General features: G+C 42.9%; 17 protein-coding genes. 15 read left to right on the forward strand and 2 right to left on the reverse strand.

The window, feature by feature from the left end:
* The 12 genes from DW103_RS18475 to gldN form a co-directional block, all read left to right on the forward strand.
* Positions 1-273, forward strand: a 273-nt coding sequence (locus DW103_RS18475) for a hypothetical protein (RefSeq protein WP_233545690.1), incomplete at its 5' end; no start/stop codon positions are given.
* A 434-nt stretch (positions 274-707) separates the two neighbouring features.
* Positions 708-1946: a 6-bladed beta-propeller gene (locus DW103_RS13525; RefSeq protein ID WP_122277025.1), complete on the forward strand. Its 1239-nt coding sequence runs from the start codon at positions 708-710 to the stop codon at positions 1944-1946.
* Between the two features lie 878 nt (positions 1947-2824).
* The gene (locus DW103_RS13530) at positions 2825-3388 is read left to right on the forward strand and encodes a cob(I)yrinic acid a,c-diamide adenosyltransferase (RefSeq protein WP_122277027.1); all 564 of its coding nucleotides are present in this window, start codon (positions 2825-2827) and stop codon (positions 3386-3388) included.
* Positions 3389-3462: 74 nt separating this feature from the next.
* Positions 3463-3684: a DUF2795 domain-containing protein gene (locus tag DW103_RS13535; protein WP_005633363.1), complete on the forward strand. Its 222-nt coding sequence runs from the start codon at positions 3463-3465 to the stop codon at positions 3682-3684.
* A 670-nt stretch (positions 3685-4354) separates the two neighbouring features.
* Positions 4355-5266 (forward strand): DNA adenine methylase, encoded by a 912-nt coding sequence (locus DW103_RS13540; RefSeq protein ID WP_122277029.1) that lies wholly within the window; start codon positions 4355-4357, stop codon positions 5264-5266.
* A 1-nt stretch (position 5267) separates the two neighbouring features.
* Positions 5268-6125, forward strand: a complete 858-nt coding sequence (locus tag DW103_RS13545) for a type II restriction endonuclease (protein ID WP_122277031.1) — start codon at positions 5268-5270, stop codon at positions 6123-6125.
* Positions 6126-7007: a site-specific DNA-methyltransferase gene (locus DW103_RS13550; protein ID WP_122277033.1), complete on the forward strand. Its 882-nt coding sequence runs from the start codon at positions 6126-6128 to the stop codon at positions 7005-7007.
* A 535-nt stretch (positions 7008-7542) separates the two neighbouring features.
* Positions 7543-8499 carry a type IX secretion system membrane protein PorP/SprF gene (locus DW103_RS13555; RefSeq protein WP_122277035.1) on the forward strand — a complete coding sequence of 319 codons (957 nt, stop codon included), beginning with the start codon at positions 7543-7545 and terminating at the stop codon, positions 8497-8499.
* A 3-nt stretch (positions 8500-8502) separates the two neighbouring features.
* A complete protein-coding gene (locus DW103_RS13560) occupies positions 8503-9930 on the forward strand; it encodes an SUMF1/EgtB/PvdO family nonheme iron enzyme (RefSeq protein WP_122277037.1) in 1428 nt (475 codons plus the stop codon).
* Positions 9931-9982: 52 nt separating this feature from the next.
* The gene (gene gldL / locus DW103_RS13565) at positions 9983-11050 is read left to right on the forward strand and encodes a gliding motility protein GldL (RefSeq protein WP_233545691.1); all 1068 of its coding nucleotides are present in this window, start codon (positions 9983-9985) and stop codon (positions 11048-11050) included.
* Between the two features lie 6 nt (positions 11051-11056).
* A complete protein-coding gene (gldM, locus tag DW103_RS13570) occupies positions 11057-12625 on the forward strand; it encodes a gliding motility protein GldM (RefSeq protein WP_122277039.1) in 1569 nt (522 codons plus the stop codon).
* A gap of 42 nt (positions 12626-12667) precedes the next feature.
* Complete coding sequence (gene gldN / locus DW103_RS13575; RefSeq protein WP_122277041.1) at positions 12668-13759, forward strand: gliding motility protein GldN; 1092 nt, start codon at positions 12668-12670, stop codon at positions 13757-13759.
* Positions 13760-14010: 251 nt separating this feature from the next.
* Here the strand turns inward: gldN and DW103_RS13580 are convergent, their stop codons facing one another.
* Entirely contained in the window at positions 14011-16671 is a 2661-nt protein-coding gene (locus DW103_RS13580) for a transglutaminase domain-containing protein (protein WP_233545692.1), read from the reverse strand.
* 145 nt (positions 16672-16816) lie between these two features.
* On the opposite strand from DW103_RS13580, the gene DW103_RS13585 reads away from it, so the two are divergent.
* Positions 16817-18334 (forward strand): potassium/proton antiporter, encoded by a 1518-nt coding sequence (locus DW103_RS13585; protein WP_122277043.1) that lies wholly within the window; start codon positions 16817-16819, stop codon positions 18332-18334.
* Positions 18335-18698: 364 nt separating this feature from the next.
* Here DW103_RS13585 and DW103_RS13590 read toward each other — a convergent pair whose 3' ends face one another.
* Positions 18699-21194 (reverse strand): sugar-binding domain-containing protein, encoded by a 2496-nt coding sequence (locus DW103_RS13590; RefSeq protein ID WP_122277045.1) that lies wholly within the window; start codon positions 21192-21194, stop codon positions 18699-18701.
* Positions 21195-21434: 240 nt separating this feature from the next.
* Here DW103_RS13590 and DW103_RS13595 point away from each other — a divergent pair, with 240 nt between their 5' ends.
* Positions 21435-22985 carry a PglZ domain-containing protein gene (locus DW103_RS13595; RefSeq protein ID WP_122277047.1) on the forward strand — a complete coding sequence of 517 codons (1551 nt, stop codon included), beginning with the start codon at positions 21435-21437 and terminating at the stop codon, positions 22983-22985.
* Positions 22986-23061: 76 nt separating this feature from the next.
* Positions 23062-23481: a tRNA (adenosine(37)-N6)-threonylcarbamoyltransferase complex ATPase subunit type 1 TsaE gene (gene tsaE, locus DW103_RS13600; protein ID WP_122277049.1), complete on the forward strand. Its 420-nt coding sequence runs from the start codon at positions 23062-23064 to the stop codon at positions 23479-23481.

The raw sequence follows: 23481 nt of genomic DNA on the forward strand, positions 1-23481 counted from the left end.
AAAAAGAAAGTAATAGTTTATCAAAACAAACATAGTGATAATAGTTGGAGTGACTTTAATCCTCCTAAAGGCGGAGCAATCAGTAGACTGAGCAAAACTCATCACCGTATATTGGTCGCGACAGGTGAACTTGAGAGAGTGGAAATGTTATACCTGTTGACGTATTTCTTGAATTCATATTCTGGAAGAAGAGATATGAGCTGTGCGAATCTTTGTTCCTTTCTTCATGGCGTAATAAATAGAGTTGTATTACAAGTAAATGTAAAGTTATAGAATTAAAAAAAACGAATACAAAATAACTTGCTGAAATACAGTTTGTTAATTGATAATCTAGAATGTTTCTCCGAAGACTGGTAATCAAAATAATATTTTCTAATAATAGTATATATGTTATATAATCTGCATAAACTTATATTTTCTTGTATATTTTCTTGTATATTTTCTTGTATATTTTCTTGTATATTTTCTTGTATTTTGATATATTATTACATTTTTTCTATATCTTTGTCGAGAATTTAAAATTTGCGTTGAAGATTATGAAGAATTTATTAGTGTATAACAATTGGAGGGCAAATTGGATGTGTTTGCTTTGTTTGGAAGTTCATCTCTTCCATTTTGCGAACGCATGGGAAAAAAGTATATTTTATAAATCACATTGATTACGACAATTCTTTTTTGTATATCCTCTTTATAAAAATTATCACAATATGAGAAAACAGTATTTGATTAAAACAATTATTCCTTTCTGGTTTATTTTGGTATGTTGCAGTTGCCAAGAATTAATAATGAAGAATAAGCCTTTTCCATCTGTCAATTTAGACAGTGTAACTGTAGTTCCAACAAAGGATGAGAAATTTGAAACTATTAAAGTTTCCAATGAGATAAAGGAGCCCATGCCATCATCAGAACTAATTGAGGACTTTTATTATACTCCATTAGAAACAACAGACAAATCTCTATTTGCTTATTGTAATCATATCGAATTTTATGATAATAAGATTTATGCATTTGACAGGCTTGGGACGGAAAAACTTTACCTTTTTGACAATAAAGGAAAATTCCTGAAATCTTTAGGTGAGAAAGGGGGAGCACCCTTTGAATTCTATTTGCCAAAATCCTTTGCCATTGACACTAAGCAGGAGCAATTAGTCATTTATGATAATCAAAAAAGAAAATGGATGCAATTCTCATTAAACGGAGATTATATAACATCTCACGATGTTCCTTTCCGTATCGGTTGTAATTTTAAGATACTTTCTAACGGAGAATATGTTACAGCTACAGACAAAGGTGCCAGAAACAATCATTTAGGCCAATATGATGATTACAAAATTTTGTATACAGACAGTTTAGGGCATTTGCAAAAAGCGGCTTGTTTTTATCAGGAAACAGTTCATTCATCTCTGGCATACGATCCTTTGAGTAGAAGAAAGAATGAAATTATATATGCCCCCATGTACTTGAATGAAGTATATACGGTGACAGATACAGCTTTATGCCTGAGATATAAATTCGATTATAGCGATTTCATTCCTTTTGAAAAGGATAAGATGGGGACGTTTGAAAATTATGAAGATTTTCATGACTATGAATTAGCCCATACTTATTTATATAGTTATGTGGAAAACGACACCCACATTATGTTCGTTACAAGCGATAAAGATGATAGACGCTTTATTTCGTTTTATGATAAAAGAAGCAAAAAACTAGTGAACACTGCCGGGATGTTGAATGACATGGATTTTGTGATGGATTTTGCAAGTGGCTTGTATAGTTACAACGATTATTTTGTCGCATTAGTTCCACCGGCAACTTTGAAGTCTTTGAAACAAGTTATAGACGAAACGACTCACTATCCGGCAAAAGAGGAAAATATGAGATTGTTCGAGACTATAAAAGAAGATGATAACTTGGTTGTGGTATTCTTTAAAATTAAGGATTTGTGAAAATTACTTTAATTAATATCATCGTTTCTGTGATAACATTGGCCGTTGTCGCTGGTTTGTTTTATTATAACCGCCGACCTTTAGATACTATCGATGATATGACGACATATGCTTTGTTAAGAAATGCAGAAGCGAATGCGTATAATCAATGGAAAGTCTTTTGCTAACAAAAAATATTTATGACAAGATAAAAAAGTCTATTCGTTATTTTTGTATTATTATGGGGGGTGTCAAAACTAAAATGACCTCTCCGAAAAGCTGCAGATTGTAACTACAGGACCTAAAAGAGTCGTATCAAGCTCTGTTTTGAGTAATGATACGACTCTTCTTTTTGTCTTTAAGGATGTTCAAGTTTCAAATCAAAAGCGCATCTAGGCTAAATTTGAGTTTTGACACAACCTCATGGGTTCACTTTAAAATATGAAATAATTATCATTAATATGGAGTTGGACTTCATGTGGAAATCTATATATAAACAGGTGGGTGTTGTTTTGATATATAATATTGAGTATGACTTGATTGTATAATCTATGATAAATATAAAAACTGTAATTTTTAATCTGATGAAAAGATAATTAAATGCCTATTTGAACATGATTACCGAGTATCTTTAAATTGTAAATTGTAAAAAGAATATAATGAATTTCTCTGTCAGATATAATAGGTTTTTATGGAATGAATGATTAAAGCAGTTGTTTGTGATTTTATGCTTACATATTGCGGATATAACGAATTTGTTTGTCCTGTACGTTCTTTTTACAAATACAAAATAAGATAAATACTTGCAGGAGTCATAGAATCTGACGAATATTGTATTCTTTTTCGCAACAACTAGGCGGGATATCGGATTATAATAGAAACAATTAATAATTAGGGGTATGAAAAAGAGTATTATATATACCGGCACGGGTGATAAAGGCACTACTTCGCTGGTTGGGGGAGAACGGGTTTCCAAAGCGCATGCGCGGATTGAAAGTTATGGGACAATCGATGAACTGAACTCTTTTATCGGTTTGTTGATGACGGCATTGGAGGATGAGAAGGATTTGGATTTTCTCCGGTTTGTTCAACATAAATTGTTCACCATCGGTTCTTATCTGGCAACCAACCAGGAACATACGGAGCTGAAAATGGAAAGCAAAGTGACGCCGGAAACAATTACGCGCATTGAAACGGAAATAGACCGTATCGACAATGAATTACCGAAGATGCGTAATTTTGTTCTGCCGGGTGGAAACCGGTCGGCTTCACTGGCTCATGTCTGCCGTACCGTTTGCCGGCGTGCCGAGCGCCAGATTTATCGTTTGGCAGAGACGACTCCGGTAGAAGAGCCTGTACTTATTTTTGTAAACAGACTGTCTGATTATCTGTTTGTTCTGGCCCGTAAAGAGTGCATAAAGAATAATGGTAAAGAAATAATATGGGATTATACTTGTATCTAAAGAATATTGTTTTATTTTTGCGGAAAATTTGAGAACCTGACCACCGTAAGATGGTTAATTAATACTTGACAGCTATGTATTGGACATTAGAGTTAGCTTCAAAATTGGAAGACGCACCCTGGCCTGCAACCAAGGATGAATTGATTGATTATGCACAACGTTCTGGTGCGCCATTGGAAGTTATTGAGAATCTGCAGGAAATGGAGGATGAAGGTGAGATTTACGAATGTATGGAAGATATCTGGCCCGACTATCCAAGTAAAGAAGACTTTTTCTTTAACGAGGAGGAATACTAAGAGAAATTTAAGATTAAATCCCTGTTAGTCAATTAGATTAGTGGGGATTTAATTTGTTTGGACAAAAGTCATTACCTTTACGAAGGTTTGTGAGTATTGCCGCAACTTGTATTTTCAACTCAAACATCCTCTAGTATGGGAGGAGCTAAACGACTATATCCTCAAACTCGACAAACTTCGTCAAAATGACTATAGGCTAAATTGTTACCTCTCGTTTATTAAAGAAATAATTCATAAAATAATGCGATATAATATATTCCTTTTCATCACTAGCTAAGACACTCCGCGCGCATTGTGATAGCGCAAAATATCGTATTTGGATCTGTACCCCATTTATTGGCGGCAGAAAAGACATGTTACGTATTATCGGAGGATCATGGAAGAGAAGTGACATAGACTTCAGGGTGGTTACTGATATAGAAACCGGATTTATACGACAGGACACTTTTAACGAGTTCACCAACTGAGTTTGAAGACGGGGATGCTGGTTATGACAGACTGATGATTTTGCCAACATACTCTTCCGAGACGGAGAAGATGGATAAGTATCTTGCACGGTGTTCCAGATACATTGTTGTTTTCTTGTCTCATTTTATTGGGGAAGTGAATCGTTATCGCTATTTTTGCATAATACTGCGAAAATTGTCTTAGCAGTGATATTTGGAATTAAATGAAAAGAATCGATACATATCCGGCAAGGCCATTTGTTAAGTGGGTTGGGGGAAAAACCCAACTTCTTGATGATATAAAGAAGACTTTGCCTCATGATTTGTCACAGTGTGATGGAGTGACGTATGTTGAACCGTTTATTGGGGGCGGAGCTGTCTTGTTTTGGATTTTACAGGAATATCCAAATATCACAAAAGCAATAATCAATGATGTCAATGCAGAGCTAATATGCACATATCGAGTAATAAAATCAGATGTTGAGAATTTAATCATCGAGCTGAATCGACTTCAAGCAGAATATCTTCCGCTTGATGAAGTTGCAAGGAAAGAATATTATCTTTCTCAACGTACTCGTTTTAATGATGAGGAAAATTCTGATGTTGAAACGGCTGCATTATTCATATTTCTTAACCGTACCTGTTTCAATGGATTATATCGTGTAAACTCAAAGGGTAAATTTAATGTTCCTCATGGTAGATATGCGAATCCGAAAATTTGTGATGAAGAAACATTAAGGGCTGATTCTGCTGTTCTTCAGCGCGTCGAAATTCTCTGTGGTGATTTCGCACAGACAGGAAAGTACGCAGGAAACAATGTACTATACTATTTTGATCCTCCGTATCGCCCATTGACAGAAACATCGGCATTTACGTCTTATTCAAAAGATGGCTTTGATGATGCTGAACAAAAAAGATTACGTGATTTTTGCGATCGGATTGCAAAGAAACATTCTTTTTTTGTGGCAAGTAACTCAGACCCTCAAAATGTGAATAATGATGACGATTTTTTTGATCACCTTTATAAAATGTTTTCCATTAAACGTGTATTTGCGTCAAGAATGATAAATTCAAAAGGGAATGGTCGTGGGGCTATTTCCGAAATAATGATTTCAAATATTGCTAATGCTTACTGATATGAGAAACTTTGATAGTTGGCTTGCCGGGTTTAGACCTTCCATTGCCGATTATAAATATTACGTTGACTTCAATAAGGTATTCAATAATGTGGATGCTATCAAAATTCCACTCAATATATTGAACTCATTGATTGGCTCTAAAAACATTGAAGAGGAGTTCAGAAATATTCTGGCACAATATCCTGAGACATTAAAATGTATTCCTATTCTTTTAGCCAAACGTGAACTTGATATTATGGCTATGGATGAAGAAGGACAGATTGACTTCCATTTCGACAAACCAAACTGCACAAATGAGAATTATGTGAAATTCATGCGAAAGACAGGTCTGTTTGATTTGATGGAGAACCATATTGTCAACAATCTTGTGGATTATGTGACAGGTATAGAAACCGGACTTGATTCTAACGGACGGAAGAATCGCGGAGGTCATCTAATGGAAAATCTGTTGGAGAGTTTTCTTTGTAAAGCCGGCCTCGTGAAAGGGGAGAATTATTTCAAGGAAATGTATATCCATGAAATCGAAGCTAAATGGGGTATAGACCTCTCATCCATTTCTAATAATGGTGGCGCAGAGAAGAGGTTTGATTTTGTTGTAAAGGGTGCGAATACCGTTTACGGAATAGAGACAAACTTTTATACCAGTAGTGGCTCAAAACTGAACGAAACTGCCCGTAGTTATAAAACCATTACAATGGAAACCAAAGATTTGGGCTATTTTAAGTTTGTTTGGTTTACAGACGGTTGTGGTTGGCGCAGTGCAAAAAACAATCTGAAAGAGACCTTTGATGTATTGGAACACCTTTATAATATTGCGGATCTTGAAAACGGAATAATTTCAAAAGTTCTTATCTAAATGCCTGCAGCCTACTATAAGTCAGAGAACAAGGATTTTACTCTTTTAAAAGGAGATTGTATCGAACTGCTGAATTCTTTTGATTTTAAGTTCGATATGATTTTCACAGACCCGCCCTACCACTTGTCAAATGGAGGAATTAGTGTTCAAAGCGGTAAGATGGTATCTGTCAATAAAGGCGATTGGGACAAGTCCAACGGGTATGAGGAAGATTATTTGTTTGATAAATCATGGATTTCAGCTTGTCGGAATAAACTGAAAAGCAATGGAACAATTTGGATAAGCGGTACATATCATAATATCTTCTCTGTGGCAAGATGTCTGACAGAACTGGGATTTAGAATCTTGAATTGTATTACTTGGGAGAAAACAAACCCTCCTCCAAACCTGTCCTGCAAATATTTCACACATTCGGCAGAATACATTCTTTGGGCTCGTAAGGAACAAAAAGTACCTCATTATTTTAACTATGAACTGATGAAGAAGATTAATGGAGGTACTCAAATGCGTGATGTGTGGAGATTACCTGCGATTGCTCCATGGGAGAAGTCTTGCGGAAAGCATCCCACTCAAAAGCCATTATGCGTTTTATCGCGGATAATTCAGGCTTCTACTTTACCCGGTGCATGGATTTTAGACCCATTCACAGGCAGTAGTACAACTGGCATTGCTGCAAACCTATTGGGGCGTCGTTTCCTTGGCATAGATCAAAATGAGGAGTTCTTGGAACTGAGTAAAACTCGTCGTGAAGAGCTGAATAGCATTAATAGGATAAATGAAATTCTGATAAAATTGGAAAAACAGGCCAATCTATTCCGTGATAGCGATGTCAATGTCTTTTGTGAGTCTGATGTATATTATGGCCCGGAGCTTCCGTTCTAATACTCACGATGGCGGATTACTATATTCAAGAGGTTTTTTTTAATCTCTTGTACCTTCAATACATTCTTTTGTCCATAAGATCGTAAGGCAAAATTGATGAGCATCAGGGTTTTGTTTTTCACACAAGCAGAATAATTCTAATATCAAAGCAATCCCCCGATGGACATCGTTCCATCTACCCTCACATTGCCGTATAGTTCTTCAATTTGCCCTATAGTGGTAGGCACATATGCAGATCTTTCTTCAGCTGAGTTAAAGGGATGACAAACTTCGTAAAAGCGGAGATAATAATTAAGAAGACCAATAATTTCTTCTTTATAGTGTTGCTATTAAACTTATGTTTGTTTTTAACTACGTTTATATTATGTGTAATAAAACGCATGTATGTATAAGGTAAAAGACGAGGTGGTAGGGCTTTTCGGCTCTCTGCCTCGTTTTTTTACCGGAAAGATACAATTTATCTTTGTTTCTTGCGTTTATTTCCGAAAGGGTGGCACTAAGCCAGCCTGCTTGGGTCGGTATTATTGAGCGTTGAATGAAGAAAAGTCTCCTGTTTATTCTGTTTTTGTTTACCTGTATTACTGCAATACGGGCACAATACGATGCACAGTTAAGCCAGTATTTTATGGCAATGGGCTATTATAATCCTGCTTATGCCGGCACATCGGGGGATCTTCATGCACTGGCGCTCCACCGGCAGCAGTGGCTGGGGATAGAAGGTGCGCCTAAATCGTTCTTTATCACGGGAGATATGCCCTTAAAGCTGGGAAAGACAAACCACGGGGTCGGTATCGTCGTTTTTACGGAAAGCATCGGACTTTTTCAGAATACACATGTGGCAGGGCAGTATGCTTATAAGCAAAAGCTGTTGGGTGGGGTATTGAGCATCGGCCTGCAAATCGGGATTGTCAACCAGGCGTTCGACGGAGAAGGCGTCTCTTTTCCCACCGGTTCTTCGAACGGCGAGGATTACCAGCAGGAAGACCCGGCCATTCCACGTACACAGGTGAGCGGAATGGGGATGGATATGAACGCAGGTATTTACTATACCCGTAAGAACCTCTATGCCGGAATAGGAGTCACGCATCTTACTCAACCGGAGATACAGTTGGACGAATATGCCTATACTTATATTGCAAGTGCATATAATTTGACCGGAGGATACAATATTCAATTCAGGAATCCGTTGTATGAATTACAGCCGTCTGTATTCCTGAAAACGGATATGCAGAGCTTCCAGGCGGACATTACTGCCCGTTTGGTATATAATAAAATGTTTAACGGAGGTCTTTCCTGGCGAGTGAATGAGTCGGTTGTCGTGTTGTTGGGAGCTAAATTCGGTAGTTTGCAGGTTGGATACGCGTATGATTTTCCAACCACGCCTATACTGAGGGGCAGTTCTGGAAGCCACGAACTAATGGTAAGCTATCAGTTTAAGCTGAAGAAATCGAAGTCGGGAAAAAATAGACACAAAAGTGTACGTATATTATAGTATATGAAAAAAGTATTATCAGTACTTGCGGCGGTAACCTTGTTTACCTCTTGTGGCAAATCCTTTACTGGTGGTGGGGGAGAAGTGACGGGGGCGCGTACGGTCGCGTTTAATGAACCTTCCCCTTACGGTATGGTTCTGATTAAGAGAGGCTCATTCGAAATGGGTCCTGCGGATAAGGACTCCCTTTGGGGGCTTAACCCTGAAACAAAAGGTGTCTCCTTCGATGCTTTCTGGATGGATGAGACGGAGATTACAAATGCCAAATACCGCCAGTTCGTGTATTGGGTACGTGACTCTATCATCCGTGAACGCTTGGCCGACCCGGCTTACGGTGGCAACGACCTGTTTAAGATTACGGAAGATAAATATGGGGAACCTGTTACTCCACATCTGGACTGGAACCGTCCTATTCCTTGGAAACGTGCGAACGAAGACGAAATGCGTGCCATTGAAAGTGTCTATACCGTTAATCCTGTTACAGGCGAGAAAAAACTGGACCCCAAACAGATGAATTTCAAATATGAATGGTACGACTATACTGCCGCCGCTTTGCGTAAGCATAACCTCGACCCGGCTGCCCGTGTACGTAATACCGATATTCAGGCAGACCCGAACGAGATAATCATGATTTCTAAGGATACGGCTTACTTCACCGATGAAGGCGAAGTTGTAAATGAAACCATCACCCGCCAGTTAAGCGGCCCGTGGGATTTTCTGCATACCCGCATCGTCAATATTTATCCGGACGAAACTTGTTGGGTAAACGACTTTAATAATGCTTATAACGAACCTTATATGCGTATGTATTTCTCGCATCCGGGTTATGACGACTATCCGGTAGTCGGCGTATCTTGGGAAATGGCTACCGCTTTCTGTGTATGGCGTACCAATCTTTTCAAGGAATCGCTGAACTTCCCCAACGGACAGGCTATCGAACCGTTCCGCTTGCCTACTGAAGGAGAATGGGAGTATGCAGCCCGAACCGGTAAAAACGAAAACAAATATCCGTGGGCCGGCGACGATTTGCAGAGTAGTAAAGGTTGCTTCCTGGGGAACTTCAAACCCGGTAAAGGTAATTATACGGAAGACGGACATATTATCACTTCCCGCGTCGGTTCTTTCGCTCCGAACGATTTTGGCCTGTATGATATGGCCGGTAATGTGGCGGAATGGACTTCGACTTCTTACTCCGAGTCCGGTCCGAGCCAGATGAGTGATATGAACCCCGACTTGCGTTACAATGCGGCCAAGGAAGACCCGTACGCGATGAAAAAGAAAGTGGTACGCGGCGGTTCTTGGAAAGATGTCGCTCAGTTTATCCGTTCCGATATGCGTACTTTCGAGTATCAAAACGAGACCCGTTCATACATCGGTTTCCGTTGCGCACGTACACAAATCGGTTTCTCACGTTCAAAAGGAAAAAAGTAATAACATAGGGGCAGGTTCTGAACTTGCCGTTTATAAAACGAATATACACATTATGGGAAAATATAGAAGATACAAAAACAGGATAGAAATGTTCCTTGCCAGTGAAAGGGGTAAGCGCGTACTGAATTTCTGTTATAGTTGGGGTGCCTCTATCGTTATTATCGGTGCCTTGTTCAAGTTGTTACATTTACCTTATGGCAACCAAATCCTTTTTATTGCCATGACGGTGGAAGCGTTGGTATTCTTTATATCTGCTTTCGAGCGTCCGGGTAACGAATATCATTGGGAAGAAGTGTTTCCTGTGTTGAAGTCGAAGAATCCGCTCGACCGTCCTGATTTTGCCAATGCCCCCTTGTCAAACCTGATGAATTCGGCGGAAAATACGGCGGATGATGGAACGGGCATCGGCTTGAATGTCAATTTGGGCGGTAAGCCGGTTTCCGGTCTGGGAAGTTTAGGCTTGGATGTGAGTGAAGAAGATACGAAAAATCTTTCCGACAGCATTCAGAAGCTGAGCGGTGCTGCCGAACAGATATCAAAAATGGCCGAGTTGACGGAGGCTACTCAGAAATATTTGGAACAACTCTCCGGTATGTCCGAAAATATGGAACGTTTCAGTCAGGTAACCAATTCGTTGACCAATGTTTCCGATACATTGCTTAACTCTTATAAGAGTATAACGGACAATTCTGATGGAATCAATCAAAATTCGCGTGGTTATGTACAGCAGATGGAAATGCTGAACCGTAATATCTCAGGTCTGAACACCATTTATGAAATACAGTTGAAGAGCATCAGTTCTCAAATCGAATCTATCGAACATATCAATGGCGGTCTGAACCGTATCCGCGAGATGTACGACGGTTCGGTAGTGGATAGTTCTGTCTTCCGCAACGAAACGGAAAAGATGACTCGCCAGTTGGCTGAACTGAACCAGGTGTACACCCGCCTGCTGCAGGCCATGACTGTCAATATGGGCTACCAACAACCGGCCCAGGCGCAGCAACAACCTGCATACCAGCAACAGCAACAACAACAGCAGCAGAATTACCAGCAGCCGTATCAACAACCGTACGGATATCAGCAACAGCCTCCGTATACAAACAACCCAATGAAGTAATCGAATATGTCAGGAATAGCAAATAATCCCAATTCGCCCCGTCAGAAGATGATAAACCTGATGTATCTGGTTTTCATCGCGATGATGGCATTGAACGTGTCATCGGAGGTACTCGACGGCTTCGAACTGGTGGAAAGCAGCTTGCGGACTTCTATCGATAATACATCTACGCGTAACGAGATTGTTACCGGTGAACTGGAAGCATATTATCAAACTAACCCTGAAAAGGTACGCGAATGGTACGAAAAGGGGAAAAAGGTGAAGGATGCTTCCGACAGCCTGTATAATTATGTGCAGGAGCTGAAGGTGCGTATCGCACAGATTGCCGACGGTAAGAATGCCGACGTAAATAGTATCAATCATAAAGATGACCTCGAAGCGGCTTCTCGCGTGATGTTGTCTCCTGTTTCAGGTGAAGGCAAGACACTGCGTCAAAGTATTGAATCATATCGGGCTTTGATGGGCGAAATGATAGAAGATGAGGCTAAAACTCGTATTATCGAAGCGAGCCTTTCAACAACTCCTCCTCATAAGGCCGGTATTAATACACGTACCTGGGAAGAGGCTCTTTTCGAAAATATGCCGGTAGCGGCAGCCGTTACTTTATTGACGAAATTGCAAAGTGATATTCGTTATGCGGAAGGAGAAGTGCTGTCGAACCTCTTGAGTAGTGTCGACGTACGCGACTATCGTGTGAACCAGATAACGGCGCAGGTGATTCCGGAAAGCCAGATTGTGATGCGTGGTAGTCAGTATAAGGCTAATATCGTATTGTCGGCGGTAGACTCCACCAAACGTCCGACCGTCTATGTTAACGGGAAGGAGCTTCCTTACGATGCAAACGGGATGTTTACCGCTATAGCCGGTGCTCCGGGGACCTATCCGGTGAAAGGATATATTGAAATGCCGGGTAGCGACGGTAGCGTAATGCACCGCGAGTTCGAAAGCGAATATTTCGTTACGGAGCCGAGTGCTACAGTAGCTCCGATGTTGATGAATGTATTGTATGCCGGAATAGCCAATCCGATACGGATAGCCGTGCCTGGCGTTCCGAGTGGAAATGTGACGGCTACGATGAGTAACGGTACGTTGGTACGTAAAGGTGACCAGTGGGAAGCGCGTCCGACTACCGTGGGAACCGATGCTGTCGTATCTGTTCATGCGAAGATGGCCGACGGGCGTAGTGTGGAAATGGCCAAGACCTCTTTTCGCGTTCGTGCATTGCCGGACCCGATGCCTTATTTTGAGTATAAGGATGAGAACGGAAATGTTCGTAAGTTCCGTGGCGGTAAAATATCGAAACGCAGCTTGATGGAAACCGAAGGTATCCAGGCGGCTATCGACGATGATTTGCTGAATATTTCGTTCACTGTTCTGAGCTTCGAACTGACCTTCTACGACTCGATGGGTAACGTAATCCCGGAAGTGGCACAAGGTCCGCAATTTTCGCAGCGTCAGAAAGACTATATCCGCCGTCTTGCCCGTGGGAAACGTTTTTACATCACCCATGTGTTAGTGAAAGGCCCGGATGGAAAGGAACGAACAATTTCCCCCATCGAAGTAATAGTGAATTAATGTAGGGGCGTTCCTCGCGGTCGCCCGATAATATAAAAAGATATGAAACGTTTATATTACATAGCAACTCTGATTGCCGCCCTGTCTGCTGCTGTTCCTATGCAGGCCCAGGAAGACGACAGTAATACGCAGCAACAGCAAACCCGTCGCCGTGGTCCCGAATCCAGCCGTGGCGGTCGTGCCGATGAGAAAAAAGAAAGTGGTTTGCCCGAACTGACCGTCCGTGCCCAGGATATGAACGAGCGGATGACACAGAATATCGGTAATGCCCGTTGGATGCGTGTCATCTACCGGCAGATAGATTTGACAAAGGAGCAAAACGCCCCCTTGTATTATCCGATACAGCCTATGAATGGGCAGATGAACCTGTTCTCTACCATTTTCCAATTGATTAGCGAAGGGAAACTGACGGTATATGAATATCTCGACGGTTATGAGGATTTCAGTGATACTTATAAGGTAAACCTGAAAGATTTACTCGACCGTTGTCATATTTATTATGAGGAAGTACCGGGCAAAGGAAATGCAGCTTCTTCATTTGTCGTGAACGAGAGTGATATTCCTTCGGCTGACGTGAAATCCTATTATGTCAAGGAAGCTTGGTATTTCGACCAGAACAATTCCGTTTTTGATGTGAAGATATTGGCTATCTGTCCTATCTTGACTGTCGTTGGAGATATCGGGGAGAATACAATGGCCATGTTTTGGGTACCTTACGAAAATATTCGTCCGTACATCAATACTTCTTATATCATGACGTCGAATATCAATAATGCCATGACTTTCACGATGGATGATTATTTCCGTCGTCGTATGTTTGAAGGAGATATTTTCAAGACGCAGAATCTGATGAACCAGCCTTTGCAAGCTTATTGTCCGACTCCCGACTCTCTAAAAAAGGAGCAAGACCGTATCGAAGGCCAGTTAGTCGCATTCGAGAAATCTCTTTACTTGCAGCCGGATACGGCTCAGTTGGCTACTGATTCGAAAGGAAAGAAGACCAAGAGTGCCACTGTTTCCGCTCGTGGCCAGAAGACAGAAGCCGTGAAAGAAAATAAAGAAAAAGCCGTAAAGACAAAAGCCCCGAAAGCCCAAAAGAGTGCTCCGGTACGTAGCGTACGCCGCAGACAGTAAAGACGCAGATAGTAAATAAAATATAGTAGAAACCGACCGATAATAAGTTATTTCTCCTTTTTTGATGGTGAATAACTTATTGTCGGTCGGTTTTTTTTCTGAAGACTTTGCACTGACCAAGAGCTGTTTTGTCCTACTTAAAAAAACGCAGAGATGAAAAGACTGATTTTAATTTCAACAATCATCTTGCTGTCTGTAATGTGTAGGAAAGCAAATGAACAGCCGGTAGATGTTCTTACAATTTTTACTTATTATAGTTTATGTATCACTTTCATCAACTGGTCGCCCAGTCCGATTGTATATCCTTGGGAGACGAATACGACCCGGTTGAAGGTGTCGGCAATGATGAAGATTGGTAGCGAATTGGCATTTTGCAATTTCATGGCAGCAGCCACTTCTTTCTGGATTGCATTATCAGTATCGATACCATAGGTGATAGTATTCGGCAATTCCCCGAACTCTTTCGGATCAAAGTTCTTGAAACCCTTTTCATCCGGAAAAAGGAGAACCATGCTGCGGCCCCATTCCTCAAAATCCTTTTTAAATGCAGCAATGTCGCGCATGGCATGATTGGTCGGTTCCTGCCGGGCACCGAGGATGGCTACGATGTAATATCCCCGGCCGGTAGTGGACAACAAACTTGTCTCTTCGCCGGTATCGGCCCGTTTGAAAGTATTCTCGGAGTTAAAGTTGCCGATAACCTGTATGTCATCCATACTTTCGCGCATTTCCAGTTTAATATCGTTTGTCTTGCCGGCTTCCACGTTGAAGAAAGATATTTCAGCCAAGACACTGCCGTTTGCCATACGGGTCCCCGTTACCAACATGTAATTCCCTTCATCTAATGAAAGTGGCTTTTTCAACAAAGCACTCCAAGTATCACCACCGCCCATATCTACATCACCGGATTCAAAATTCAATGTCTGTAATTTACCGGTCGGTAATATTTTTGCAATAGTGAAATGACTATAATACTTCGGGTCCTGCAGAGCTTTGATAGGTTGGTAGGAGGCTATGACTTTACCTTGTTTGGCTGTAGTCTGTTCGATAGCTTCGAAATCAACATCTTTCCATTCCAGTCCTTTCGCATATTGCACTTTCCCGGCAACCGGCTCGATACGGGCCGGGATACCCAGACTACGGGCAACTGCAACGAAGAAAATATTACGAGAACCTGTATCTGCCACCCGCGATTTCCAAACGCCCATCGGCATGATAGGTATGCGTTGCGGATTCAGGTAACTGCTAATCTTTATATTCTTTTTTACCCAGTCGACCAAAACTTGCGGGTTTGCTTTTGCCTCTTTAGCCAATTCCGGCTCGATATTGGATGCAAAGAACTGTCTGTAGGGAGTCAGAAACTCGTTTGCTACACGCGGATTAAGGATGTATCCGGTAAATAACGAGCTGCTAACCTTTTGGACATTATTTAAATGGTCAGCCAGGACAGAAGCGGGAGTATCACGCAAATCCTTAGCCGATATGGCATTTAACAAATCGATGGCCATCGGACGTTTATCAGCTGACGTTTCGCGAAGAAACTTCTCGATTTCACGCCAGTTGCCACGACTTCCAATCATAAAGCCGGCAATCTTCTGCGAATCGATACCCAGCTCTTTGGCAAGCGCTTCGGCCTTTTCTTCTGTATAGAAGGTTGCAACGTATTTGTTGCGGATAAGGTCTTCTTCATGCAGGCGTTTGGCATTTGCCTCTTTTTGCTTTTCCGTCACTTCCACGGTGATGGAACCTTCCACCGGCGGAACGATGTCCAAGGCTACGGTTTCCACTTCACCGGGCACTTTATTGAGCGTAATCGTCACGTTGTCGTCCTTGCCGAAAGATACTTTACTATAACCGAATTTACCGTTCTTGGTCGCCCAGACCAACATGTCGCCTTTCCCGGCGGTAAGGAACGTCTTGCCTTCATCATCGGTTTTTTTGTTGGCAACGGTGTAGAACTCGGCATAGTTGTAGATTTTAAACTCTACGTTTGCGCCGGCAACCGGGGTCCCACTCTCGTCCACAACTGTGATAGAGGCTTTAGCAGTAGGAGCATAGTTGTCAATTACATTGATTTCGGTATATCCGTCGGTTACCGCCATCACCTCTTCCGGTCCGTTATATTTACCGAATACTTTGGTGTGCATCAACATGCCGCGGTAGGCAGGTCCGTTAAACCATCCCAGATTGAGAACCGGTTCCGGTTCGCAGGCTCCCATAAAATACCATTTACCGTTTACCCAAGCTTCCACCCAAGCATGGTTATCATCGGTATGTGCCCAGCGCGGTGTATAAACCTGGCGTGCCGGAATACCCACCGAACGAAGGGCGGCAACGGTAAAAGTCGATTCTTCGCCGCAACGTCCGTAAGCCGTTTTGACAGAAGCCAGCGGAGAGCTTGTACGGGCATCGGAAGGAGTATAAATCACTTTTTCGTGACACCAGTGGTTCACTTCCAATACGGCATCATATAAAGATAAGCCTTTTACCCGATCTTTCAGCTCTTCATAAAAGACCATACGGCTTTCATCCAGGTTTTCATTATTCACCCGGACAGGTAAGACGAAATGACGGAAAATATCTTCCGGAATACTGTCACCCCAAGGCATTTCCACCCGTGAGCGGAACGAACTACGGATATTATCCAAGTAAAACTGTCCGTCATAATCCGTAATATCGCCGATTGGCATGTAGGCATATAGGAAAGTGAGCGCCTCTTTTTCGTAGGGCGTCATGGACTGGTTGAAAACAGAGAAAAGGTTACCATTAGGCAATGCCGCCTGTTTGGCAAGGAAATCTTTCTCTACTTCGGCTCTGAATGTCTCGTCCGAAATAAAGTGCTGTTTTGGATTACTACAGGAAGCTCCTATAAGGAGAACGAACAAAATTGCGAATAAATGTGTTTTAAGCATAGCGTTAATATTATCGATACAAATATAGGTAATATATTTAATAGTCAATGGATAAGCTTGTACTTTAAGTGTTAATGCTATTGCGTATATCGTTATTTTTTCTTTACTTTGAAGGTGAATATTGTAGAGTAAACCGTTATCGCCTATGTTTCATGAGTTTGAACTTTTTCACAGTGCAGAAGGTATTTTGCTGATTGCATCTGTTATCTTATTCTTCAGCATTTTTGCCGGTAAAGCCGGTTATCGTTTCGGTCTTCCTGCCTTGTTGTTGTTTTTAGGTGTCGGCATGTTGTTCGGTAGTGACGGGTTGGGAATACAATTCAGCAATCCGAATATCGCTCAGTTCATAGGAATGCTGGCTTTGAGTATCATCCTTTTCTCCGGCGGTATGGATACGAATATCACGGAGGTAAAACCGATTGCCGCGCAGGGAGTTGTGTTGGCTACGTTTGGGGTTTTGGCTACGACTTTTATTACCGGTGGATTTATCTATTATATTTCTTTACTGGCTGTTGGGCATGAGACGCTTACGCTGGCAGAATCGATGTTGCTGGCTGCCGTCATGTCGTCTACCGACTCGGCTTCCGTTTTCTCGATACTTCGCAGTAAAGGTGTTTATTTGAAACAACGCTTGCGTCCTACATTGGAGTTGGAAAGTGGTAGTAACGACCCGATGGCCTATATGCTTACTCTCCTGATTATCGCTTATATCCAGGTGGGAGGAATGAATCTGCAGGAGGCTGTTCTTCAGTTGGTTATCCAGTTGGTAGTGGGGGCAATTGCCGGTTATTTGTTGGGGAAACTGGCTGTGCATCTCATTAACCATATCGATATAGACAATGAATCATTATATCCTATTCTGCTGTTGACAACGGCATTCTTTACTTTCTCCGTTACAACTTTGTGCAAGGGAAACGGTTATCTGGCCGTGTATCTTGCAGGCCTGGTGGTTGGAAATGCGAAGATTGTCCATAAGAGGAGTATGAGAACCTTTTTTGACGGATTTACCTGGCTATGGCAAATCGTGATGTTCCTTACCTTGGGTCTGCTGGTTAATCCTCACGAATTGATTCCGGTGGCCCCGATTGGTTTGACGGTTGGAATCTTCATGATATTGGTAGCCCGTCCGGCCAGTGTTTTCCTTTGTCTGTTGCCCTTCAAGAACTTTACTGTCAAAGGAAAACTGTATATCGCATGGGTGGGGCTTCGCGGAGCTGTTCCGATTATCTTTGCCACCTATCCGATGATTGCCGGGATTGACCATGCAGGTATGATATTCAATGTAGTATTCTTCATCACAATCCTTTCTTTGCTGATACAGGGCACTACCGTAACTCTGGCCGCCAAGTGGCTTGACCAGATAGACGAGCCGGAACGGAGGGATGAGTTTGGTATCGAACTTCCGGATGATATCAAAAGTGCCATGAGCGAAATAGATATTACACCTGCTGTCCTTGCCCACGGGAATAAACTGATGGAACTGACATTGCCCGACCATACCCTTGCCGTAATGGTGAAACGCGATGGCCATTATTTTATTCCGAAAGGAAATACGGAGTTGAAAGAAAACGATAAGTTATTAATGATTTCGGATAATGACGAGGCACTGTTGCAGGCTTACGATGTCTTAGGCGTAACGGATTATACACTCAAAAAGAATTAATCAGCCTTCTCTCAGTGTTTCTCTCAATTTCATCCCCCTATCTCGTCAAATTGACAAGATGTTCTCCATTTCGGTTTTTCACTATCGGATTGATATGTTAAAAAGGGTTACATGTGCGGGTAATTTATTTTACCCGCCATATTAATCCCATTTAGTTGCCTTACTAATGACATTTTGATAATCGTGCGAATTGATTTCCGGAACTTTCCGTCTACGTCTTTACAGAAATTTAAATATGTTTTTCGGTTCCTCTCTGATGATTTTAGCACTTTATAAGGTACAATCCGTCAATACTGGATTAGATGGCGGACAGGAAGTTTACCGGCGAACCTTGGCTAAGTTTTCTCTTCGCTTCTATAGCCGGCTATTCTACTTGTAGGGTTGTGGTTGCTTCGGGGAACCCTTCGGCTGTTACCTTTAGCCGGATGCGGCCTTTTTTACCTCTGTTTTGTACAACAACGATTGCTTTACCGTAGAAAGCATGCCGCTCAGGCTTTTTTAGGCTGACGGGGTCGTTCTGGTCGCCGTTGTCGCTGCCGGCGATAAAACCGTCACCTTCCACGGAAAAACGGAGCAGGGGGTGGGCATCGGGCACTAAGTTGCCGGCCTTATCTCTGACCTCGACGGTGACGAAAGAAAGGTCGATACCGTCGGCATGGATAACGGGCCGGTCCGGGATAAGTGCCAGTTGCGCTGCTTCGCCGGCCGTATGGATTTCGCGTGTCAATACTTCCTGCCCGTTCTTACGGGAAATTGCTTTTAGAGTTCCGGGGGTGAAGGGTACACGCCAGCAGACATGGAAGATGCCGTCTGTTTTTCTTTTTGTTCCCAGGCTTTTGCCGTTCAGGAACAATTCCACTTCGTCCGCCTGATTGTAATAAGCCCAAATGTCTACCTCTTCCTCTTCCTTCCAGTTCCAGTGAGGAAAAACGTGCAGGACGGGCTTATTTGTCCATTCGCTTTGATACATGTAATAGACGTCTTTCGGAAAACCAGCCAGGTCGACGATGCCGAAGAAACTGCTTCGGCTCGGCCACCAGTACGGAGTCGGTTCGCCTAAATAATCGAAACCTGTCCAGATAAACATCCCGGCGACATGTGGCAAGCGTTTGACTTCACGCCAGGTTACTTCGTGGGTCGAGCCCCAAGGTACATGGCAGTTGTCGTAAGCCGAGCAAAGATGTTCGGGACGGTCGAAGCGGCCGTTCCAGTTGTTGGGCCAGACAAACATGGAATCGGAGGGCATCTGGTAGTATCCGCGGGTCATCAAAGCGGAAGTGGACTCGCTGACTATCAGTTTTTGTCCGGGGAAGTTCTGTGGAAACGGTTCATAATTCATTTCATGGTAGTTGAAGCCGATTACGTCGAGTGCTCCGGAACGGAACACGAGATTTCCCGGCGACGTTTCGTTGCCAGCGGTGGTGACGGGACGGTCGTCCAGCCTTTTTACAATGGCGGTCAGCGAATGGGCTATCAATCCCTGCAAACTCATGGTGGTATCTTTCAGGACGGCAGGGTCGATAGGATGGCCGGCATTCAGTATCAGGTTGGCTTCTTCCAGGCTGAGGGTGTCGGCGGCAGCTTCCGGCCATTGTTCCAGTACTTCGTTGCCGATGCTCCACATAAAGACGGAAGGGTGGTTGCGGTCGCGCAATAATTGGTCGGTCAGATCGCGTTCGTGCCATTCATCGAAATATTGGGCATAGTCATACGGTGATTTGCGTCGTCTCCACATGTCGAAAGCCTCATCCTGTACGAGCAGTCCGATGCGGTCGCAGATGTCGAGCAATTCCGGTGCCGGCGGGTTATGGCTGGTCCGGATGGCATTGGCGCCCATGTCTTTCATCATCTGGAGTTGCCGTTCGAGGGCACGCGGATTGATGGCTGCGCCTAAGCAACCCAAGTCGTGGTGCAGGCAGACGCCGAGCACTTTTACCGCTTTCCCGTTCAGGTAAAAGCCGGAATCTTTTTTCCAGTCGAACGAACGGATACCGAAAGGTGTTTCGTAGCGGTCGGTCAGTTTGCCGCCTACTTTCACTTCGGTCACGGCAGTGTATAGATAAGGATTGTCGATGCTCCACAGTTCCGGATGCAGCACCTCAATTGTTTGAATGATATTTTTATTGTTTCCGGCTGCAATCTCAGTGATAGAGGAAGTCCGGACAACGGTTTGACCGTTTTTGTCCTGTATCCGTGTCGTTACTTCGGCTGAAACATCGGTGGCATCATTCTTCAGGGTGGTTGCTATCTCCACCATGGCTTTGTCTGCATTGATGACGGGAATAGTGATTTGCGTCCCCCAATTGTCCACATGCACCTGTCCGGTCTTTACCAGCCAGACATTGCGGAAGATGCCCGAACCGGAATACCAGCGGGAATTAGGCTGCTCCGAATTGTCGACCTGAACGGCCAAAACGTTCGGTTGATTTCCATAATTCAGGTAAGGCGTCAGGTCGTAACGGAAGGAGATATAACCGCTCGGACGGAAACCCAACAAATGCCCGTTCAGCCACACCTTGCTGCAACGGTAAACGCCATCGAAGTCAATATAAACCTTTTTCCCTTTGTCGCTTTTCGGCAATTTGAAATGCTTCCGATACCAACCCATACCGCCGGGTAGTGCCCCTCCTCCCGCAGTTGCCGGATTTTTCTCGGAGAAATCGGCTTCTATGCTCCAGTCGTGCGGGACGTTTAAGCTTCGCCAGCCGGAATCGTCCGCGTCCGGAGCGGAAGCGTCGGTTTGCTTGTCGGTCAACTCGAACAACCAATTGTTATTGAAAGATATACGTTCCCGTATCGGTTTTCCCGACGAATGGAATGCTAGTAACAGGCAAAGGAATGTGAGCGTTATTTGTTTCATGACCGGATTTGTTTATAAGGAAATCGATACAAACTTATTGTTTTTCATTCGGATAAGTTGAAAATAACCGTAACTTTTTTCATCTTGTATTGTTTTGTAGAGTGAAAAGAAGGAATATAGGAACGCGTTACAGGCTTGTTGTTCAGCGATTATAAGGTTTTTTACAATATAAATAACTCCTGTTTCGTTGTTATGTAAACGATTCCGATTAAATTTGTTGAGTACAAACAAGGTAACAATATGGCAGTAAAAAGAGACAGAGTGCTTTGGGCAGATGATGAGATTGATTTGTTAAAACCTCATATCCTGTTTCTTCAGGATAAAGGATACGAAGTAATTCCGGTAATCAGTGGGCAAGACGCGATTGATTGCTGCAAGGAAGAGACGTTCGATATTATTTTCCTGGATGAGAACATGCCGGGGTTGACCGGTCTTGAAACGTTGGCCCAGATAAAAGAGATAAATCCGAACGTGCCGGTTGTCATGGTTACCAAGAGCGAAGAGGAAAGTATTATGAACCAGGCTATCGGGAATAAGATAGCCGATTATCTGATTAAGCCGGTCAATCCGAACCAACTTCTGCTTTCCATTAAGAAAAATGTACATAAGAACGTCATCATAACCGAAACGACAACGGTCGGTTACCAGCAGGAATTCGGCCGTATCGGCATGCAGATAAACGACTCGTTGACGACCGACGATTGGATGGAGGTCTACAAGAAACTGGTTTATTGGGAGCTGGAGTTGGAAAGCAGCCAGGTTCCGATGACGGATATGTTGCGTATGCAAAAACATGAAGCCAACAACGCTTTCGGAAAGTTTGTGAGAAAGAACTACATGGACTGGATACAGAACCCCGAGAACCGTCCGCTGATGAGTCCTGATTTGTTTAAAAAGAAAGTATTTCCAATGCTGGACAACGGTGAAAAGGTCTTTTTTGTCCTCATCGATAATTTCCGGCTGGACCAGTGGCGTGAAGTAAAAGACCTCCTGACCGAGTATTTTACTTTCGACGAAAGTCTGTATTACAGTATCCTTCCAACGGCCACTCAATATGCCCGCAATTCTATTTTTTCCGGCTTGATGCCTTTACAGATAGAAAAGATGTTCCCCGAACTCTGGGTCGATGAGGACAGCGAAGAAGGCAAGAACCTGAACGAGGCCCCGTTAATCCAGACTCTATTGGAACGTTTCCGTAAGAAATATACCTTCTCCTACAATAAGGTACACGACTCGCAATATGGTGAGAAAGTGCTGAATACCATCTCTTCCCTGACTCAGAACCAGTTGAATGTGATTGTCCTGAATTTTGTGGATATGCTTTCGCATGCCCGTACGGAAAACAAGATGATTCGCGAACTGGCGCAGAGCGAAGCGGCTTATCGCAGTCTGACCCGTTCCTGGTTCCAGCATTCCGGTACACTGGAGCTTTTCAAAAGGATTGCCGGCAAAGGCTACAAAGTGATTGTGACGACCGACCACGGGACTATCCGCGTCGATAACCCGCAAAAAGTGATTGGCGATAAAAATACAAATACCAATCTGCGTTACAAGGTAGGTAAGAACCTCAATTATAACGCAAAGGAGGTCTTGGAGATACGCAATCCGGAAAAGGCCGGTCTGCCTTCGCCCAACCTGAGCAGCAAATACATCTTTGCGATGAATAATGATTTCTTTGCTTATCCGAACAATTACAATTATTATGTCTCTTATTACCGGAATACGTTCCAGCATGGCGGTATCTCCATGGAGGAGATGTTGATACCATTTATAACCATGGCGCCGAAATAATTGGAATTTGGTAAGTCTTAATTGACAATTTAATTAATTTTGCGGACGTATTGAATGCAATAATCTATATTATAGAATGAGAACAATCAAGATTGACAGTTTAGATACGATTCGTCAGGCAGCCCATGAATTTATTTCCGGGATGGACGACCGTACCGTTTTTGCTTTTCACGGTCATATGGGAGCCGGGAAGACGACGTTTATCAAAGCTATTTGCGAGGAATTGGGCGTGGAGGATGTCATCAACAGCCCGACGTTCGCAATCATCAACGAATACCGGAGTGATGAGACTGGTGAGTTGATTTATCATTTCGATTTCTATCGCATCAATAAACTGAGTGAGGCCGAAGATATTGGAACGGAAGATTATTTCTATAGCGGAGCACTTTGTTTTATCGAATGGCCGGAAAAGATAGAAGAGTTGCTTCCGGGAGATGTAGTAAACGTGACAATCTCGGAAGAACCGGACGGAAGTCGTTCTGTAGTAGTGGAATAA

The sequence above is a fragment of the Parabacteroides sp. AM08-6 genome (assembly GCF_003473295.1).
Classification (GTDB): domain Bacteria; phylum Bacteroidota; class Bacteroidia; order Bacteroidales; family Tannerellaceae; genus Parabacteroides.

Coding starts and splice junctions, on each gene's coding strand:
- DW103_RS13535 (WP_005633363.1), top strand. CDS start 3,463: ATGTATTGGACATTAGAGTTAGCTTCAAAATTGGAAGACGCACCCTGG.
- tsaE (WP_122277049.1), top strand. CDS start 23,062: ATGAGAACAATCAAGATTGACAGTTTAGATACGATTCGTCAGGCAGCC.
- DW103_RS13545 (WP_122277031.1), top strand. CDS start 5,268: ATGAGAAACTTTGATAGTTGGCTTGCCGGGTTTAGACCTTCCATTGCC.
- gldL (WP_233545691.1), top strand. CDS start 9,983: ATGGGAAAATATAGAAGATACAAAAACAGGATAGAAATGTTCCTTGCC.
- DW103_RS13555 (WP_122277035.1), top strand. CDS start 7,543: ATGAAGAAAAGTCTCCTGTTTATTCTGTTTTTGTTTACCTGTATTACT.
- DW103_RS13580 (WP_233545692.1), bottom strand. CDS start 16,671: ATGCTTAAAACACATTTATTCGCAATTTTGTTCGTTCTCCTTATAGGA.
- DW103_RS13595 (WP_122277047.1), top strand. CDS start 21,435: ATGGCAGTAAAAAGAGACAGAGTGCTTTGGGCAGATGATGAGATTGAT.
- gldM (WP_122277039.1), top strand. CDS start 11,057: ATGTCAGGAATAGCAAATAATCCCAATTCGCCCCGTCAGAAGATGATA.
- gldN (WP_122277041.1), top strand. CDS start 12,668: ATGAAACGTTTATATTACATAGCAACTCTGATTGCCGCCCTGTCTGCT.
- DW103_RS13550 (WP_122277033.1), top strand. CDS start 6,126: ATGCCTGCAGCCTACTATAAGTCAGAGAACAAGGATTTTACTCTTTTA.
- DW103_RS13585 (WP_122277043.1), top strand. CDS start 16,817: ATGTTTCATGAGTTTGAACTTTTTCACAGTGCAGAAGGTATTTTGCTG.
- DW103_RS13530 (WP_122277027.1), top strand. CDS start 2,825: ATGAAAAAGAGTATTATATATACCGGCACGGGTGATAAAGGCACTACT.
- DW103_RS13560 (WP_122277037.1), top strand. CDS start 8,503: ATGAAAAAAGTATTATCAGTACTTGCGGCGGTAACCTTGTTTACCTCT.
- DW103_RS13540 (WP_122277029.1), top strand. CDS start 4,355: ATGAAAAGAATCGATACATATCCGGCAAGGCCATTTGTTAAGTGGGTT.
- DW103_RS13525 (WP_122277025.1), top strand. CDS start 708: ATGAGAAAACAGTATTTGATTAAAACAATTATTCCTTTCTGGTTTATT.
- DW103_RS13590 (WP_122277045.1), bottom strand. CDS start 21,194: ATGAAACAAATAACGCTCACATTCCTTTGCCTGTTACTAGCATTCCAT.